This window comes from Shewanella sp. KT0246 (genome assembly GCF_019654955.1).
GTDB classification, from domain to species: Bacteria; Pseudomonadota; Gammaproteobacteria; order Enterobacterales; family Shewanellaceae; genus Shewanella; species Shewanella goraebulensis.
The window spans coordinates 19,180-38,139 of record NZ_BPEV01000004.1 but is presented as its reverse complement, the minus strand read 5'-3'; the positions used below and the strand labels follow the sequence as shown (position 1 = coordinate 38,139).

The following is an 18,960-nucleotide window of genomic DNA, read 5'->3' as shown; positions in this document are numbered from 1 at the left end:
TACAAAGCAGTTTGCTTGTTAACATTTGCAAATGTTAAGGCTGTAGAAACAAAAAAACACGCTATTTAGCGTGTTTTTAAACTTGATTGTTAATTACTCTTTGTGGGTTATTTCTGCAGCATACTTTTTGAAAATATCATCAAGTTGTTGGTCTTTTTCAAGCCAAACTTGATTGAGCCAGCGCTGGAACTCTACGCGGGTTTCTGCCTGAGAAAAATACACTTCTGAATCTACAGTTGGGACTGGCATTTGCTCAACTCTGACGACAATTTTTTTCACCCGTCCTGACATCACTTGGTAAAGCACACCTTCTTTTGAAGCTAAATCTGCATCTGGGTATGCCAGTGTCATATTCAGCAAGCCTGTAAATTGTTCACCCATTGCTGACAGGGTAAAGGCAATACCGCCTGCTTTAGGACGTAATAAATGGCGATAAGGTGATTGTTGACGGCGTCGTTTGTCTTCAGTAAAGCGACTTCCCTCAACATAGTTAATAATTGAGGTCGGCGTATTTTTAAACTTCTCACAAGCTTTTCGAGTGGTTTCTAAATCCTTGCCTTTAAGTTTTGGGTTCTTCTTAAGCTTGGCGGGACTGGTTCGGTTCATAAATGGCATGCCAAGCGCCCAACAACCTAAACCTAGAAAAGGGACAAATATTAGCTCACGCTTTAAGAAAAACTTCAGCATTGGAATGTTATTACGCAGGATGTAGGTTTGTGCTGCAATATCAAATCCACTGACATGGTTACTGATCAGTAAATACCAGCCTTTTTGATCAAGGTCGTCTAGACCTTCGATATCCCATTCAACCTTAGTGATTAAGGCAAGAATGCCACCATTGCATGTTGCCCAAGCCCACATAAAACGATTCATTAAACTGAGTAGGGCATTACTCGGTGCCTCAAAAGGAATAAATAGTTTAATAATACCGCCAATACTGATTAATCCAGCCCAGAGGACAGTATTAAGGATCAATAAAAAGGTACTGATAAAAAAGATAATTGGACCTGGTAAAAAATTTAGCATGGAGCTAAATACCTCTATTGTTTTTTTCAGCCATTGAGCTGATTTTGTTGTCTTTTTCTAACCAGAGTTGATTAAGTTGATTTTGAAAATCAATTTTAAACTCACGATCTTTACTGTAGTCACCACGCATTGCATCAGGTATATCAGTAATTTGGATATCCACGTGCACTTCATCTAAACAGTTACAAATATATTCCCAATATGAAGGTATTTTGTCTGGATAGTAAATAGTGACATTAACTAACTTGTTTATTTGGCTGCCCATTGCATCTAAGGCAAAAGCCATACCGCCGGCTTTGGGCTTGAGTAAATGTTTAAAAGGCGAATTTTGTTTCTGATGTTTACCAGGATGGAATCGAGTTCCTTCTACAAAATTCATCACACTGACAGGCTTATGCTTAAACTTTTCACAAGACTTACGAGTAATTTCGGTATCTTTGCCTTTTAGTTTCGGGTTCTTCTTTAGTTGTGCAGTCGAGTAACGACGCATAAATGGGAAGTCTAATGCCCACCAAGCTAAGCCCAATATAGGTACATAGATAAGCTGTTGTTTTAAGAAAAACTTTAAAAACGGAATTTTTCGGTTAAACACGCGCTGTAAAATTAGGATATCTACCCAAGACTGATGATTAGCTATCACCATGTACCATTCTTTTTCTGAGAATTGGTTATCACCCGTTAACTTAATCTTAGTTGGATGCAAAATGGCTTCAATAATGCCATTAACACTGATCCAAGCGCTGGCGCAGTTATCTAAAATATAACTGCAAACTTTGCGGATAAAGTTAATTGGCAACACCTTGAATATACTGAAAATAAGTATAGGTATTACCCAGAAGATAGTATTTATGACGTAGCAAATAAATGCTACAGATCCTTTAATTTTTGCGAACAGCGGCATCTAGCTCTCCTGTAAATGGAGGCTTATGTTACTCCGTGACAAGCTTATGCTCAATCCGCAGGACAATAATATCGCAATTTTTACTAAAAAATTACATGCTAATTAATCTGTATCGAACTGAAATACCGACTATTTATAGTTCTTGAAACTTCGTTAGCTGATTACTGTTGCCTTAAACGACTCATTAATCTATCCATGGCTCGATATCCTAATGCTTGAGCAATATGACGTCTTTCAGTCGTTTTGGATTGCTGTAGGTCAGCGATGGTTCGAGCAACCCGCTGGATCCGATGAAAGCTTCTCACAGATAAACCGAGCTGCTGCACACTTGCGTCTAAAAACTCTAAGTCAGCTTGGTTCATGTTTAAATACTGCTTTAACAGTGAAGGGGACAGTTCACTGTTGAGCAAACCTGCGCGCGATAACTGTATCTGTCTTGCTTGATTGACCCTTTTGGCAATGCTTGCACTGCTTTCAGCCGTTTGCTGGGGTTGGGTGAGAGTGCCTGCTGGCAGTTTAGGGACTTCGATTGTTAAATCAAAACGGTCTAAAAATGGACCTGAAAGTTTAGATAGATAACGCTGAATTTGGTCAGGAGTTGAGCGGGCATTATCTACATCGCCACAAGGGCTTGGGTTCATGGCTGCAATCAGTTGAAAACGACTCGAGAATTTTACTTTTGCTGCTGCGCGAGAAATGACGACTTCGCCAGACTCCATAGGTTCACGTAGGCAATCTAATACTTTTCGTGGAAACTCGGCTATTTCATCTAAAAACAATATTCCTCTATGGGCTAATGATATCTCCCCCGGCTTTGGGATGCTGCCACCGCCAACTAATGAAATTGATGAGCATGTGTGATGCGGTGCTCTAAAGGGACGTTCAAGAAAAGCGTTAGGTTTGATGTTTAACCCTGCGACAGAATGAATAGCGGCAACATCAATAGCTTCTTCATAACTGAGCTTGGGCAATAGCGGAATGATTCGGTTAGCGAGCATACTTTTGCCGGTGCCGGGAGGGCCTAAAAATAGAGTGTTGTGCCCACCTGCTGCTGCGATTTCTAACCCTTGCTTGGCCTGATATTGGCCAATGACTTCGCTTAAGCATAACTGCGGGCCTGTTGCTTCATCTTCAAACCATTGCGGTTGCTGGTCAACAAGTGGTAATTGAGCTTGGCCATGCATAAAGGCAGCTAGGTGTTGTAAATGGGCAACAAAATGAGTTTGCTCAAAGCCGACTAACTCCGCTTCTCGTCTGTTTTCTAAAGGGATAAACAATTGATGTTGTTGGTTCTTGGCTGCAATGATTGCTGGCAGTATGCCAATACATGGACGAACCTCCCCTGATAGCGCCAGCTCTCCAATAAATTCACTGTGAGCCAATTTATCCGACGGCACTTGGCCTGAAGCCGCTAAAATACCGATTGCAATGGGCAAGTCATATCGACCTCCTTGTTTGGGGAGGTCGGCTGGAGCGAGGTTAACGGTAATGCGCTGCATGGGAAACTCAAAGCCAGCGTTGATTAATGCACTTCTAACCCGTTCACGGGCTTCTTTAACTGAGGTTTCTGGTAATCCGACTAAATTAAAAGCAGGTAATCCATTACTTAGGTGAACTTCGACTGTGACTTTAGGAGCTTCAACGCCGCAGCAAGCACGAGTGACAACGCAGGCAATCGCCATAAACAAATCCTTTTGTTTTTCGTTTACAGATATTTAATGACACTTAATGAGGTTATTAAGCCCATTAAGTGTAGCAGGTAAATAAATCGCTGTAGTCAAACCCCACCAATGACAAAAATAAGCGGGTTAGGATGATTATTTATTTAATAGAATCAGAGCGTAAGGTTTCGATGCGTTCGTCAATGTCGGGGTGAGTGCTGGCCCAGTCTGGTATGTCGAGATTATGCTCAGCTTGCAGCAACTGGTATAGCTCGACGATAGAGTCGGTATTCTTGTACCAAGTTTGAAGTTGCAATGCTGCAAACTGGTCGGCTTCTCGTTCATGATTTCGAGAATAGGTTAAGCTGGTGCCTAATACCGTGACACTGACAAGCATATCCGAGATCCCGCTGGCATCACCGACAATTAGCGCTGCTCCAACAGAGAGGAGTGATGATTGTATTAACGTTGTGAGTACATGCCTGTGATGAACATGACCCAGCTCATGCAAAATAACCGCTTCAAGTTGTTGGTCGTTTTTCGCAAGGTTAATCATGTCATCCGTTAATATAATTTGACCGTCTGCGAGTGCAAAAGCATTAGCACCATCTTTGCTGCTATAGATTAGCAAAGAAGGTTGGATTGAAAATACTATTTGCTCTTGATGCAGTTTATCTAATGTCTGCTGAAATAACTGCTGCAGTTCAACTTGTCTTTGTGGCTTGATTTGGCTTTCGGTGAATCCCATGGACTCCACTAAGCTGAACGTTTGCTCACCGACTTCTTCCACCACAGTATCTGGTAATAATTGGGCGATGGTTTTAGAAACGGCAGGTATGCCATGTACAACAATAAAATACAGCGCAGCTAGCGAAACCAAGGTTGCAATAATAATCAGTCCAAGGTTTTTTTCTAGCTGGGCTATCCAGCTTTTTTTAGCGTGAACATTGAGCCATTGATTAAGCTGTTGAGGATTTGTTGAGACAAAAACATGTCCGCTGGAAAAAGTGATATGACGAGCCATATTACCTATAGGATCTGTAACAATGGTTTGGTCTAGTTGAAATTGCCCTCGGTGAACGTCGGAGGACAATGTCAGCATTCCATTTTTACCCAGCACTAATGTAGCTGGGTATTTTGTGGCTTGTTTAGGGGCAAGAATATGCCCATTAACTTGTTCTATCACAGCTTTATTCCAGCAGACCTTGGCATTGTTAAACTATGCCAATATTAATATCAAAGGCATCTGCCACTTCATCTGCTACAGCGGTACTACTTTGCTCATTATGGTCATGAGCTGTGAAAGCATCTAAGTTTCCTTCAACTGCAGTGACTTCTGCCATGTACTTAGCAAAACGGACATCAGCCCAAGCTTTACCCATGCCAAAGGTGAACATGACAAGCAGTAGATTAGTGACAACTAAGAATAAAAAACTTGAGGTTTTCATTGTCGATGTCATTTGTAAGTCATCATTAATAGATGTTTGGCTAAAGACATAATTGCGAACACAGACTCGAACATAGGCAGCGATGAGCATCGATAGAATAAACATGAAGAAGTATCCGAAGAACACCATGCCTATCAACGAAGCATTATTTTTAAATGCTTCTTCAGAGGCGCCACTTTGAATGAGCTCAACAATCGACCCCATCATGCCAAAAGCAAATGCAAAAACTGAAAAAAGTAACCCTGCACCGAAGAATAATCCAATGGCGGTGACGGCAATTTTGGCATACTGATTGATTTCAAGTTTGGCATTAAATGCCTTATCGCCATAGCGATAACCATTGATTAAGTATTGCGCCATTCCAGCACTAACCCATGCGTAAGAGTAAATAGCAGCAACAAAGAAAAATACCACGCCCGCGGTAATTGCAATGCCGATAGCAATGGGGTTATCTGTCATTAACCTTGTAACAACACCAATACCAAATCCACCCGCGACAACGATAATATATGCCGCAATGGGTTTTAGCAGTAGATTGATATATGCACTGCCATAAGAGCCTGCAAAATCAAATCTAACATTGCGAAAACGTGTCATACGAGCATCAAAACGGGCATTTCTAACGGCTAGAAATGGTACTGCTAACATGAATATGATGGCTAATGCGACAGCGACAAGAGGCATAGTGCTACTGAGCACTGACCATGTAATCAATAGAAAAATGGCAATAATTCGGCCAATTAAGATTTGCATTGGCTTGGCAAGATATTCGAATCTGTCGCCGCCTAATTCAGTATTTCCGTAAAAGTAATTATTGGTTCTCACTTTAGCCCAGGCTGAGTAAATGCCGAATGTCACCATGGTGAGTAAAACGTTGACTATCCAAATACCAAAAAATTCACCGCCAATACCGTGAAACTTAAATGGAGTACTGGTTGTTGATGCGTCTGAAGATATTGTTGATGTCGAAGCTGTAGAGGCGGTACTGCCTTGTGATGAGTCTATGGTACTCATTTAGATTTCCTTCCGTTGGAATTAAGCTGGTTATTAAAACTTTAAAAACGATATAAATCAATATTTTTAATCATATTTTTGTCGCTTGTTTTGTCCATTACATTTAGTGACAAGAAGCGGTTTTGGCGGGATGTTTTTTATCAGTAGCATATTGAAGGGTGAGTAGGCTTTTCACAGAACATAATCATGCAAGATGTGATTTTTACAGACATAATTTAGTTAAATGGCATTCAAGCTCCAGTCTGCGGAGGCGAATCACTACTCAAATAGACTATGCTTTATTCAGATAACTGCGATAGGTATTTTTTTGAAAAAGGACATGTCATTATGCGAGCTTTGCTCATTATTATGCTTCTCATGCTCTCAAATTCGGTGCTGGCGAGTACTAATGTGATGTTTTTAAATCCCGGTGCGGCCGATGATTCATTTTGGCGCCATATTGATAATGTCATGCAAGCTACAGCGCAAGATCAAGATTTTAGTTTAACGATACTGCATTCAAATCGTGACCGTAATTTGCTTTTAAGTCAAGTTGTTGAAGTTTCTAATTATGCACATTTACCGGACTACCTTGTCATGGTTAACGATAAAGACGTTGCCAAAAAAGTGCTTGATATTTTTTATCAAAAACCCGTTCACATCATTTTTATGATTAATGATATTGAGCAGCCGCTTAGGTTGCAGTTAATGAAGGATCCCCATTGGAAAAAGCACTTATTACCTGCAGTTATTGAAGACAATTATCATATTGGCCGTGAGTCTGCTGCAGCATTAACTCAATTATTTACGACTACCCCCGCGCATGTATTGGCTGTAGCGGGGGATGATATAAGGGAAACATCGCTACTACGCACAGAAGGAATGGAAGGGTATTTTAACCTGCACTTGAATACCGTGTTAGAGCAAGTCGTATACGCTGATTGGCAAGCCAATAAAGCCTACGAACAAACGCATATATTGCTGAATCGTTTTCCTGGGGTAGATGGCTTATGGATTGGAAATGATGAAATGGCAGTTGGGGTCGTTAAAGCCCTAAAAGAAACCCATCGAAAACCGGGTGAAGATATTAAAATATTGGCGATTAACCCGTCGTTATTGTCATATGAGTTACTTAAAAATGGTGAAATCAATGCAGTAGGGGGAGGCTCATTTTTATTGGCAGGTGTGGTTGGGTTGAATATTGTCCGCCATCAAAAAAAACAAGCGTTTGACCTATGTTTTGGCCATGATTTTTATCGACATTTAACCCTTGAATGTCCATTATTCAGTATGATTGTCAGCAATCAATGGCACCAAATCCTTGAGCAAGAAATCAAAGCTGTGTGCAGCGTCAATTAACATACTTTGTTCAGCCTGCTAACCTAGTAAATTAATCCAGTCTAGTGATTAAATGATCTCTAAAAATGCTTTTAAAATAGGTTCTTGAATACGTTTTTGTTTACAACAACAGCCTAGCTCAAATGGCGGAATGGCTTGTGGCGATTCAAGTTTTACTAAGCGTTCGCGAACTGGGCTATTTTCTACCACAACTTCAGGACTGATGCTTACGCCACAACCTAATGCAACCATAGAGGTTATCGCTTCTTGTCCCGATACCTGCGCATAAATATTAGGTTTGAACCCCATTGCTTTAAACCAGTTGTCAGCTCGGCGTCGTCCTGGACCATGATCAGGTACTATAAAAGGCAACTGCGCCCAATCTATAGGTGTTTGATTGACCATTTGTTGTGCTTGGCAATGTATGGTTGGTGCGTATACGTGTAGAGGCACTCGATCAATTTCTTCAAAATGTAGGCTTGTCGGCAATGAATCCGGCAGTGCGATTATCGCAACATCGGCTCGATTGTGCTGAATTTCATCGACTGCGTTAGCGGCATCACCGGTATTGAGGGCAATCTCGACTAATGGATGTTCTCGTCTAAACCTATCCAATAAAGCGGGCAAATGGCTATAAGCGGCAGTCACAGAACAGTACAGGCTAATTCGACCATGCAATAAAGGTTGGTCGGGATCAATACGGCCTTTTAAATTGAGCCATTCAGACAATGTCTGCTCGGCAAAACGTTTAAATTCGTTACCCGCATGGGTTATGTTGACGCTGCGATTATCTCGCTCAAATAATTTACATCCGACTTCTTCTTCAAGACGCTGCAGGGCGCGACTTAAGGTTGATGGGCTGACGTGAGTTTGTTCTGCTGTTTTACCAAAATGCAGGCTATCGCACAGGTGTAAGTAGAGTTTTAACGCACGAATGTCCATGATCTCACCTATATTTAATCAGCAAATTTTTCGTTCATTTTAGCGAATGGTTTTACGTTGCATAAAGTGAAATGTAATATCCCGAATATATCATTTTAAGCAACAACGAGCTTACGCTATAGTGATTTCAATCACAACTTTTGAGCAACTAGACTGCCAAAATGTTGTGTCTCAAATTTCTGAATTAAAGGTGGTATCTCAGATGGCTAACTATTTTAACTCTCTGAATTTACGTCAACAATTAGCTCAATTGGCACAATGCCGCTTTATGGACCGTACCGAATTTAGTGACGGTTGTAATTTTATTAAAGATTGGAACATCGTGATCTTAGGTTGTGGGGCGCAAGGCCTAAACCAAGGTCTGAACATGCGCGACTCAGGTTTAAATATTTCTTTTGCGCTTCGTCCACAAGCGATTGCTGAAAAGCGTGCTTCATGGAAACAAGCTACTGACAACGGTTTTAAAGTCGGTACGTTTGAAGAACTGATTCCAGATGCAGACTTAGTATTGAATTTAACCCCAGACAAGCAGCACTCAAACGTTGTTAATGCGGTTATGCCATTGATGAAGCAAGGTTCAACATTATCTTACTCACACGGTTTTAATATCGTTGAAGAAGGTATGCAGGTTCGCCCTGATATCACGGTTGTGATGGTTGCACCTAAGTGTCCAGGTACTGAAGTACGCGAAGAATACAAACGCGGATTTGGTGTACCAACACTGATTGCTGTTCACCCTGAGAATGATCCAAAAGGTGACGGCCTAGCAATTGCTAAAGCATATGCAAGTGCAACAGGTGGCGACAGAGCTGGTGTTTTATTGTCTTCTTTTGTTGCTGAAGTTAAATCTGACCTAATGGGTGAGCAGACGATCCTTTGCGGTATGTTGCAGACTGGTGCCATCTTAGGTTACGAGAAAATGGTTGCTGATGGTGTTGAGCCTGGTTACGCAGGTAAGTTAATTCAACAAGGTTGGGAAACGGTTACCGAAGCGCTTAAACATGGCGGCATCACTAACATGATGGACCGCTTGTCAAACCCAGCCAAAGTAAAAGCATTTGAAGTTGCTGAAGAATTAAAAGTGATTCTTAAGCCGTTATTTGAAAAACACATGGATGACATCATTAGCGGTGAGTTCTCTCGCACTATGATGGCTGATTGGGCAAATGACGATGCTAACTTATTACGTTGGAGAGCAGAAACAAACGAAACAGCGTTTGAAAACTCGCCAGCATCTGATGAATACATCGATGAGCAAACTTACTTTGATAAAGGCATCTTCTTAGTCGCCATGATCAAAGCGGGTGTGGAATTAGCATTCGATACTATGGTTGCTGCGGGCATCATTGAAGAGTCGGCTTATTACGAGTCACTGCATGAAACGCCATTAATTGCTAACACCATTGCTCGTAAGCGTTTATACGAAATGAACGTAGTTATTTCTGATACTGCTGAATACGGTTGTTACTTATTCAACCATGCAGCAGTGCCATTACTCACTGATTACGTTAAGTCTATGTCATCAGAGTTACTTGGCGCTGGCCTGAAAGAAGGTTCAAACAGCGTTGATAATAAGCGTTTAATTGAAGTAAACGAAGCGATTCGTCATACCGATGTTGAGTTTATTGGTGCAGAGTTACGCGGTTACATGACTGATATGAAAGGTATTGTTGAAGCTAGCTAATATTTGTTGATTGTGTTGTGAAGTACCTGTTCAGCTAGGCTATCGAGCAGGCATCAAATCTACTTTCAATGAATGATAAGTAGAAACAATCTATAGATAATTAGGAGGGTAATTTAAGTTCGATAGTGAATTTAATCTTACCTTCATAGCTTTAGATTTTTGTTGTTGTTTGCATTGTCTCGGCAGGGAAGCTGAATTTTTTTTACAACACAGGATTTTTTGTTGTGTTTATAAATCACTTTATGGTACTCCTATAGAGGATAAATAATAAACAAGTCTGGCATAGAGCTAGATTGAACAGAAAAGTTAACAAATATTTTTTAGGACTCAGTTATTAATGTTTAACCAAGCTGCCCAACTCATTATTGTGATTATTACCGTCGTGATTATTAAGTCACCGCGGGGGTGGCGTTTGGCAACGAGACTGAGTTAAGAGTCAGAATTTGCAAAAACCCCCGCTCCGAAAGGACCGGGGGTTTTTTGTTTTATGGGCTTTAAATCCGAATGCTGACTTTTCAATTTATCACTAAATATTACATTTTAAACGCAGACCAAAAACGAGAGTATCAATATGGAATCAGGGCAGAAAATGCGTGGTGCAGACGCAGTTATCAAAGTACTAGCCGCACATGGGGTTACCACTGTATTTGGTTATCCAGGTGGTGCAATTATGCCGATTTACGATGCGCTTTATGGTCATCCAGTTGAGCACCTATTAAGCCGACATGAGCAAGGCGCTGCATTTGCAGCTGTTGGCTATGCTCGAGCAAGCGGTAAGACAGGCGTCTGCTTTGCCACATCAGGCCCTGGTGCTACAAACCTTATTACGTCTTTGTCCGATGCGTTATTAGATTCAGTGCCAGTGGTTGCTATCACAGGCCAAGTATCGACTGCGGTTATTGGAACCGATGCCTTTCAAGAAATTGATGTATTAGGCATGTCATTGTCGTGTACCAAACACAGCTTTATGGTCACAGATATTAATGAATTAATTCCTACGCTGTATAAAGCGTTTGAAATCGCGGCATCAGGTCGTCCAGGCCCTGTATTGGTCGATATTCCAAAAGACATACAAATCGCTGAGCTTGAATATAAAACCCCATTACTGACCGTGACAGAAGATCCTGCACCAGAAGCCACGGCTATAGAAGCTGCACGTGCTTTATTACAACAAGCTAAAAAGCCCATTTTATATGTAGGCGGCGGGGTTGGCATGGCTGGCGCAGTGGATCAGTTACGTCAGTTTATTGATAAGACAGGTATCCCATCAGTTGCAACACTAAAGGGATTAGGCGCTATTGAACATGGCACTAAAGGCTACTTAGGCATGTTGGGTATGCACGGTGGTAAAGCGGCTAATTTAGCGGTGCAAGCTTGTGATTTGTTGATTGTTGTTGGCGCACGTTTCGATGATCGGGTGACAGGCCGATTAGCGACATTTGCTGGTAACGCCAAGGTTTTGCATCTCGATATTGATATCGCCGAAATTAATAAATTGCGCCAAGCTGATGTGGCTATTTCTGCTGATTTTCGTCAAGTGTTACCTGCGTTGTGCATGAATCTTGAATTAGGCCAATGGCTACACGAAGTAGAAGAGTTAAATCGTGAGCATCAATGGGACTATCAACACCCTGGCGAACTTATCTATGCCCCTGCGATGTTACGTCGATTAGCTAATAAATTACCTGAAGACAGTGTCGTGAGTTGCGATGTGGGTCAACACCAAATGTGGGTTGCTCAACATATGTGGTTTCGCCGTCCTGAAGACCACTTATCAAGTGCGGGCCTAGGCACTATGGGCTTTGGTTTGCCTGCAGCTATTGGTGCCCAAGTTGCCCGCCCAGACGCAACAGTAGTGACGGTATCAGGTGATGGCTCATTCATGATGAACGTGCAAGAACTGACTACGATTAAACGTCGTAAGTTGCCAGTGAAAATATTGCTTATTGATAATCAAAAGTTGGGCATGGTGAAGCAATGGCAACAACTGTTTTTTGAGCAACGTTATAGCGAAACCGATTTATCCGATAATCCTGACTTTGTATTAATGGCATCAGCGTTTGATATTCCAGGTCGCACAATTCATCGCGCTGAAGAAGTAGAAGGCGCGCTTGATGAAATGCTAGCAACGACAGGACCTTTTATGCTGCACGTGGCCATTGATGATGCCTTTAATGTATGGCCGTTAGTCCCACCTGGGGCGTGTAATAGTGACATGATGGATCAAATGGAGAAGCAAACATGATGCATTCAGTTGAATTAACATTAAAGCAGCAACCAGAAGTGCTTGAGCGCGTATTACGGGTGACGCGTCATCGTGGTTTTACCATCACAGAATTAACCATGACCGTAAATGAAGACAGTACATTGAAAGTGAATTTTGATGTCAAAAGTGAGCGAGTGATAGGGCTGCTAACCCATCAATTAACAAAGTTATTTGATGTGCTTGATTGCCAAGTTATCACCAGCTCAGTAGCACAAACAGAGGCTGAGTTATCAGCTTAAACTAGTGCTTAAAACAGTTTCATCAATATTCAATAAGGGAAAGACTATGGCAGCTACACAATCAGAACTCATATGGTTTAATGGTGAAATCATGCCTTGGCAGAATGCCAGAGTACACGTTATGACTCATGCGATGCATTATGGTACCTCAGTATTTGAAGGCATTCGTATTTACGATACTCATCTTGGCCCAGCAGGTTTTAGGTTAACCGATCATGTACAACGTTTATTTGATTCTGCCAAAATTTACCGCATGAATGTCCCTTATAGTTTTGAGCAAGTGATGCAAGCCTGTAATGATTCAGTGATGAGTAATAATTTACCCAGTGCCTATATTCGGCCGTTGATATTTCTTGGTGATGTTGGCATGGGGATCACCCCGCCAATCGACGCGCAATGTGATATGGTCGTAGCTGCTTTTGCATGGGGTGCTTACCTTGGTGAAGACAGTATGGATGCAGGTGTTGATGTTGCAGTGACTTCTTGGCAGCGTCTTGCACCGAATACAATTCCTACTGGTGCCAAAGCCGGTGGCAATTACCTATCATCATTACAAATTTCGACAGAAGCTAAACGTAATGGCTTTGACGAAGGAATAGCACTCGACACCAATGGTTTAGTTAGCGAAGGCGCAGGCGCAAATTTATTTGTGGTTAAAAATAATAAGATTTATACCCCGCCAGCGACCGCAGCGATTCTTAAAGGTATTACCCGAGATACCATTATGGTATTGGCTAAAGACTTAGGCTATGAAGTGATTGAAGAAGCCATGGCACGGGAATTTTTATACGTAGCAGACGAAATTTTCATGACAGGAACAGCGGCTGAAATTGTTCCAGTTAGAAGTGTTGATCGCATTGAAGTAGGGGCGGGTAAACGCGGCCCAGTAACCAAGCAAGTTCAAAATAGCTTTTTTGGTTTATTTAATGGCGAAACTGAAGATAAATGGGGCTGGCTTGAGCCGCTCAAAAAGTCAGTATAAAACTGGCTATCAACAATAATCATAATATTGGTGAGTCGTAATAAGTGACTCAAATAAATTAACTGTATTTGCTTGTTCCATTACTGATTAATGGAATGATGAAGGAAGGAAAAGACAATGCCTAAATTACGCTCAGCAACCAGTACAGAAGGTCGTAACATGGCAGGTGCCCGTGCTTTATGGCGTGCAACTGGTGTAAAAGAAAAGGATTTTGGTAAACCGATTATTGCTGTTTCAAACTCGTTTACTCAATTTGTCCCAGGCCATGTGCATTTAAAAGACATGGGTCAATTAGTGGCTGGCGCAATTGAAGAAGCAGGCGGTATTGCAAAAGAATTCAATACCATCGCAGTTGATGATGGTATCGCAATGGGTCACGGTGGCATGCTTTACAGCTTACCGTCTCGTGAACTGATTGCCGACAGTGTTGAATACATGGTTAATGCCCATTGTGCCGATGCATTAGTGTGTATTTCAAACTGCGACAAAATTACTCCGGGCATGTTGATGGCTGCACTTAGACTTAATATCCCAGTGATATTTGTCTCCGGTGGCCCGATGGAAGCAGGTAAAACTAAGCTTTCAGACAAAATCATTAAACTTGATTTAGTCGATGCGATGGTTGCTGGCGCTGATACGAATGTCAGCGATGCAGACAGTAAACAAATTGAACGTAGTGCTTGTCCTACTTGTGGCTCATGCTCAGGCATGTTCACTGCAAACTCAATGAACTGTTTAACGGAAGCGTTAGGCTTATCATTGCCAGGTAATGGTTCTCTTTTAGCTACGCATGCGGCACGTCGTAATCTATTTTTAGAAGCGGGTCGTCGCATCATGGATCTTGCGACACGCTATTACCGTGACGATGATGACAGCGTATTACCGCGTAATATTGCGTCTTTTAAATCATTTGAAAACGCTATGGCACTCGATATTGCGATGGGCGGTTCATCAAATACCGTTTTACATTTAATCGCAGCAGCCCAAGAAGGTGAAGTCGACTTCACTATGGATGACATCGACAGAATGTCTCGTCTTGTGCCGCATTTATGTAAAGTTGCTCCTTCTACACCTAAGTACCATATGGAAGATGTTCATCGTGCAGGTGGTGTAATGGGCATTTTAGGTGAACTTGATAGAGCCGGTTTATTGCATACGGATGTACCCCATGTGGCGGCAGATAATGGCGGTAACTTAAAATCAGTGTTAGCCAAATATGATATTGCCCAAACTCAAGATGAAAGCGTGCGCCGTTTTTATAGTGCAGGCCCTGCTGGTATTCCAACACAAACTGCATTTAGCCAAGATTGTTATTGGGACAGCGTCGATGATGACCGTCAAGAAGGTTGTATTCGTACTCGTGAAAATGCCTTTAGCCAAGAAGGCGGTTTAGCTGTGCTGTCAGGCAACGTCGCTGAGAATGGCTGCATCGTTAAAACCGCAGGTGTTGACGAAGAGAACCTGACCTTTACTGGTAGTGCTCGCATATATGAAAGCCAAGATGATGCTGTTGACGGTATTTTAGGTGGCGAAGTAGTAGCGGGTGACGTGGTTGTTATTCGTTATGAAGGCCCTAAAGGTGGCCCTGGGATGCAAGAAATGTTGTACCCAACCACTTACCTTAAATCTCGTGGTTTAGGTAAAGCCTGTGCCTTGATTACTGATGGCCGTTTTTCTGGTGGTACGTCTGGCTTGTCTATTGGTCATATTTCGCCTGAAGCCGCTGCTGGTGGCACCATTGCCTTAGTTGAAAATGGCGATCAAATTGAGATTGATATTCCTTCTCGTAGTATCAAACTGGCGGTTTCTGATGCTGAGCTTGCTAAGCGTAAAGCTGCGATGGAAGCGAAAGGTTTACAAGCTTGGAAGCCCGTTAGCCGTGAGCGTTATGTGTCGTTAGCACTGAAAGCTTATGCCTTGCTTGCGACCAGTGCCGATAAAGGCGCAATTCGCGATCGCAGCAAGCTTGAAGGTTAATTATTTCTAACGTCAATTATCAGCAACTGATGGAACTAGGCTTATGTCTATAGCACAAGAATATTTACAGAAAACCCTGCTGTCATCAGTCTATGACGTGGCGAAGGTAACCCCTTTGTCGAGCTTGAATAAGCTGTCTGCCCGTTTGGGCAGTCAGGTTTATCTTAAACGTGAAGACATGCAGCCAGTGCATTCGTTTAAATTACGTGGTGCTTATAATCGCATGGCGCAGTTAACGCCGCAGCAATGTAAAGACGGCGTAGTCTGTGCTTCAGCAGGCAACCATGCCCAAGGTGTGGCAATGTCAGCTGCCAGTCGCGGTATTGATGCTGTGATTGTGATGCCGGGAACAACGCCTGAAATTAAAATCGATGCAGTAAAGCGCCTTGGCGGAAATGTGGTGTTATTTGGCGAAGCATTCGATCAAGCTAATGAGCACGCAAAGCAATTAGCGGAAACTGACAACCGCACTTATATCGCCCCTTTTGATGATGAAGCCGTGATTGCGGGTCAGGGGACGATTGCTCAAGAAATGCTACAACAACAGCGTGATATCGACACTGTCTTTGTGCCAGTCGGTGGTGGTGGACTGATTGCGGGTATTGCTGCGTATTACAAAGCTGTGATGCCACAAGTTAAAATTGTTGGGGTTGAACCTGAAGATGCTGCTTGTTTAAAAGCGGCAATGGAAGCAGGCGAGCCAGTAACATTATCGCAAGTCGGCTTATTTGCTGATGGCGTCGCGGTTAAACGTATTGGCGAAGAGCCATTTCGTGTGGCAAAAGATTACGTTGATGAAGTAGTGACGGTCACGTCTGATGAAATCTGCGCAGCTGTAAAAGATATTTTTGAAGATACACGAGCGATTTCAGAGCCCGCTGGCGCATTGTCAGTTGCTGGGCTTAAAAAGTATATTCAGCAACACCCTAAAGAAGCGGGAAAAGGTGAGAGAGTTGCTGCCATTTTAAGTGGCGCTAATGTTAACTTTCACAGTTTGCGCTATGTGTCTGAACGATGTGAGTTAGGTGAGCAAAAAGAAGCTGTATTAGCAGTTAAAGTGCCTGAGAAACCAGGGAGCTTTTTACGTTTTTGCCAGATCTTAAATAAGCGCGCCATGACCGAGTTTAACTACCGCTTTAGCAGTCGTGACAGTGCTGTAGTGTTTGCGGGAATTCGGATTAGCCAAGGCCAAGCTGAATTAGATGACATCATCGCTCACTTAGAGGCTGAAGATTTTCAGGTTCAGGATTTATCAGAGGATGAAACTGCCAAGCTTCATGTTCGTTATATGGTTGGTGGCAGACCGCCAGAGCCATTAGATGAACGTCTTTATAGCTTTGAGTTTCCTGAGCACCCAGGCGCATTACTTAAGTTTTTAACGACCTTACAAAGCCAGTGGAATATCAGTTTATTCCATTATCGTAACCATGGCGCCGCATTTGGCCGCGTGTTAGCTGGGTTTGAAGTGCCTGCTAGCGATGAGACTGCATTTGCAAAGTTTTTAACAGATTTAGGTTTTGTATATCAAGAAGAAACTAATAGCCCTGCTTATCAGTTGTTTCTGAGCTCGGGATCTAAATAGTTAATTGTGCAGTAACCTAATCAAGCTTGATAATAAATAGCTTCCTAAGGAAGCTATTTTTGTTGCTGAGTTACACCAGATTGTCTTATAAGAAATAGAGTTTTTAGCTAATAAATTTCATACAGATAGCGCCTTTTAATCTATCTGTGTGTTATTGTCGTTCCAGCCTACAAAGGCGAGACAGCCACAAACGAAATGATATTCGGTGGCGATAAATACAACGAAAAATGTAGGTTTCATTGAGCTATTACAAATTGACCTCGAGCCAAGGAGACTTTGATGTTATCTGTACCAACAATTTCTGCACCTAGTATTACTGCTTTTAATCCACCACGACGGACACTCATGGGCCCAGGTCCTTCAGATGTGTATCCTGAAGTACTCGCTGCACAAGCAAAGCCGACCATAGGCCATTTAGACCCATTATTTGTCGCGATGATGGATGAACTTAAGTCTCTTATTCAATATGCATTTCAAACTGAAAATGAAATGACCTTAGCAGTTTCGGCGCCAGGCAGTGCGGGAATGGAAACCTGTTTTGTTAATTTAGTTGAAGCGGGTGAGAAAGTTATCGTGTGCCGTAATGGCGTATTTGGCGAACGTATGCGCCAAAACGTTGAGCGCGTTGGCGCTACTGCTGTTGTGGTTGACAATGAATGGGGTGAACCTGTTTCTGTTGAGGCGGTTGAAGCTGCTTTACAGGCTAACCCTGATGCAAAATTTCTGGCATTTGTGCACGCTGAAACATCCACTGGTGCATTATCTGATGCTAAAAGCTTATGTGCATTAGCGCAGGAGCATGATTGCATCTCCATTGTTGATGCCGTGACTTCACTAGGCGGTGTTGAACTACGTGTTGATGAGTGGGGAATTGACGCGATTTATTCAGGTAGTCAAAAGTGTTTATCGTGTGTGCCTGGTATATCACCTGTGTCATTTTCTGCTAAAGCCGTTGAGAAAATTAAAAGTCGCACCACACCAGTTCAAAGCTGGTTTTTAGACCAAACTTTAGTGATGGGGTATTGGGGAAGTAAAGATAGCGGCGCAAAGCGCAGCTACCACCATACCGCTCCAGTGAACGCATTATATGCACTGCATGAGTCGCTACGTTTGTTAGCGAGCGAAGGGTTAGAAAATGCGTGGCAGCGTCATGCTGATATGCATCAGTTATTACGCGCGGGTCTCGAGCAATTAGGTTTAAGCTTTGTGGTTGATGAATCGTGCCGTTTACCACAGCTTAATGCTGTGTATATTCCTGATGGGGCTGATGATGCATTAGTGAGAAAGCAATTGCTTGAAAGCTATAACCTTGAAATAGGTGCAGGTCTTGGCGCATTGGCGGGTAAAGCGTGGCGTATTGGCCTGATGGGTTATGCTGCTCGTCGAGAGAATGTGGCTTTATGCTTACGCGCATTAGATGAAGTGCTTAATTAGTTTCAAGTTGATTAAGTATAGGCAATAAAAAATGGCATCCTAGGATGCCATTTTTAGTTTCAAATCTGGAGAATAGTTATCGATTTTAGGAGGCTATTTTCAATTCCTAATTTCTATTAGCTAATTTCGAACAGCCTGTATAAAAAAAACTACTTCTTCATTGCTGTTATTACTTACCGCAATCTTCAGAAGAGCACTTTGCTTCTAGTGCTTCAACTTGTGCTTGCAGTGCTTCCAGCTTTTCACGGGTTTTTAATAACACGTGTTGCTGTACTTCAAATTCTTCGCGAGAAACCACATCTAACTTCATCAGTTGGCTTTGCAATACTTGTTTTGAGCGCTCTTCAAACTCGCCAGCAAATTGCTTTACACCACTAGGAAGATTATCACTAAGCTGCTTAGCCATTTCTTCAAGTTTTTTTGGATTAATCATCATCAATTCCATATTAAATTAGGTTTCTTATCTATGACCTAATTGTACCTCAGC

Annotated in this window: 15 protein-coding genes; 8 read left to right on the top strand and 7 right to left on the bottom strand. The window is 42.3% G+C overall.

From position 1 onward, the window contains the following. Nucleotides 1–93 precede the first annotated feature (93 nt). The 5 genes from K5Q58_RS02985 to K5Q58_RS02965 all read right to left on the bottom strand — a co-directional run bounded on the left by K5Q58_RS02985 (nt 94) and on the right by K5Q58_RS02965 (nt 6,050). Entirely contained in the window at nt 94–1,026 is a 933-nt protein-coding gene (locus K5Q58_RS02985; protein ID WP_220752371.1) for an acyltransferase, read from the bottom strand. Nucleotides 1,027–1,030: 4 nt separating this feature from the next. Then, entirely contained in the window at nt 1,031–1,927 is an 897-nt protein-coding gene (locus tag K5Q58_RS02980) for an acyltransferase (protein ID WP_220752369.1), read from the bottom strand. 161 nt (nt 1,928–2,088) lie between these two features. Then, complete coding sequence (locus tag K5Q58_RS02975) at nt 2,089–3,609, bottom strand: YifB family Mg chelatase-like AAA ATPase (RefSeq protein ID WP_220752368.1); 1,521 nt, start codon at nt 3,607–3,609, stop codon at nt 2,089–2,091. Nucleotides 3,610–3,748: 139 nt separating this feature from the next. Beyond that, complete coding sequence (locus K5Q58_RS02970; protein WP_220752366.1) at nt 3,749–4,774, bottom strand: M48 family metallopeptidase; 1,026 nt, start codon at nt 4,772–4,774, stop codon at nt 3,749–3,751. Nucleotides 4,775–4,802: 28 nt separating this feature from the next. After that, nucleotides 4,803–6,050, bottom strand: a complete 1,248-nt coding sequence (locus K5Q58_RS02965) for a YjgN family protein (RefSeq protein WP_220752364.1) — start codon at nt 6,048–6,050, stop codon at nt 4,803–4,805. Nucleotides 6,051–6,377: 327 nt separating this feature from the next. Here K5Q58_RS02965 and K5Q58_RS02960 point away from each other — a divergent pair, with 327 nt between their 5' ends. Beyond that, entirely contained in the window at nt 6,378–7,388 is a 1,011-nt protein-coding gene (locus K5Q58_RS02960; RefSeq protein ID WP_220752361.1) for an ABC transporter substrate-binding protein, read from the top strand. A gap of 48 nt (nt 7,389–7,436) precedes the next feature. Here K5Q58_RS02960 and ilvY read toward each other — a convergent pair whose 3' ends face one another. Continuing rightward, nucleotides 7,437–8,309 (bottom strand): HTH-type transcriptional activator IlvY, encoded by an 873-nt coding sequence (ilvY, locus tag K5Q58_RS02955; protein ID WP_220752359.1) that lies wholly within the window; start codon nt 8,307–8,309, stop codon nt 7,437–7,439. Between the two features lie 202 nt (nt 8,310–8,511). On the opposite strand from ilvY, the gene ilvC reads away from it, so the two are divergent. The 7 genes from ilvC (at nt 8,512) to K5Q58_RS02920 (ending at nt 18,473) form a co-directional block, all read left to right on the top strand. Next, the gene (gene ilvC / locus K5Q58_RS02950) at nt 8,512–9,993 is read left to right on the top strand and encodes a ketol-acid reductoisomerase (RefSeq protein ID WP_220752357.1); all 1,482 of its coding nucleotides are present in this window, start codon (nt 8,512–8,514) and stop codon (nt 9,991–9,993) included. A gap of 571 nt (nt 9,994–10,564) precedes the next feature. Then, entirely contained in the window at nt 10,565–12,238 is a 1,674-nt protein-coding gene (ilvG, locus tag K5Q58_RS02945; protein WP_220752355.1) for an acetolactate synthase 2 catalytic subunit, read from the top strand. Next, nucleotides 12,235–12,498, top strand: coding sequence for an acetolactate synthase 2 small subunit (gene ilvM / locus K5Q58_RS02940; protein ID WP_220752353.1), 264 nt, complete (start codon nt 12,235–12,237; stop codon nt 12,496–12,498). Before ilvG ends, ilvM begins: the two co-directional genes overlap by 4 nt. 46 nt (nt 12,499–12,544) lie before the next feature. Next, nucleotides 12,545–13,480: a branched-chain amino acid transaminase gene (locus K5Q58_RS02935; RefSeq protein ID WP_220752351.1), complete on the top strand. Its 936-nt coding sequence runs from the start codon at nt 12,545–12,547 to the stop codon at nt 13,478–13,480. Nucleotides 13,481–13,597: 117 nt separating this feature from the next. Continuing rightward, nucleotides 13,598–15,457 carry a dihydroxy-acid dehydratase gene (ilvD, locus tag K5Q58_RS02930; protein ID WP_220752349.1) on the top strand — a complete coding sequence of 620 codons (1,860 nt, stop codon included), beginning with the start codon at nt 13,598–13,600 and terminating at the stop codon, nt 15,455–15,457. A gap of 43 nt (nt 15,458–15,500) precedes the next feature. Beyond that, nucleotides 15,501–17,039, top strand: coding sequence for a threonine ammonia-lyase, biosynthetic (ilvA, locus tag K5Q58_RS02925; RefSeq protein ID WP_220752348.1), 1,539 nt, complete (start codon nt 15,501–15,503; stop codon nt 17,037–17,039). 279 nt (nt 17,040–17,318) lie between these two features. Continuing rightward, nucleotides 17,319–18,473 (top strand): alanine--glyoxylate aminotransferase family protein, encoded by a 1,155-nt coding sequence (locus K5Q58_RS02920; protein ID WP_220752346.1) that lies wholly within the window; start codon nt 17,319–17,321, stop codon nt 18,471–18,473. A 169-nt stretch (nt 18,474–18,642) separates the two neighbouring features. Here the strand turns inward: K5Q58_RS02920 and K5Q58_RS02915 are convergent, their stop codons facing one another. Further along, nucleotides 18,643–18,906: an accessory factor UbiK family protein gene (locus K5Q58_RS02915; RefSeq protein WP_220752344.1), complete on the bottom strand. Its 264-nt coding sequence runs from the start codon at nt 18,904–18,906 to the stop codon at nt 18,643–18,645. Nucleotides 18,907–18,960 lie beyond the last annotated feature (54 nt).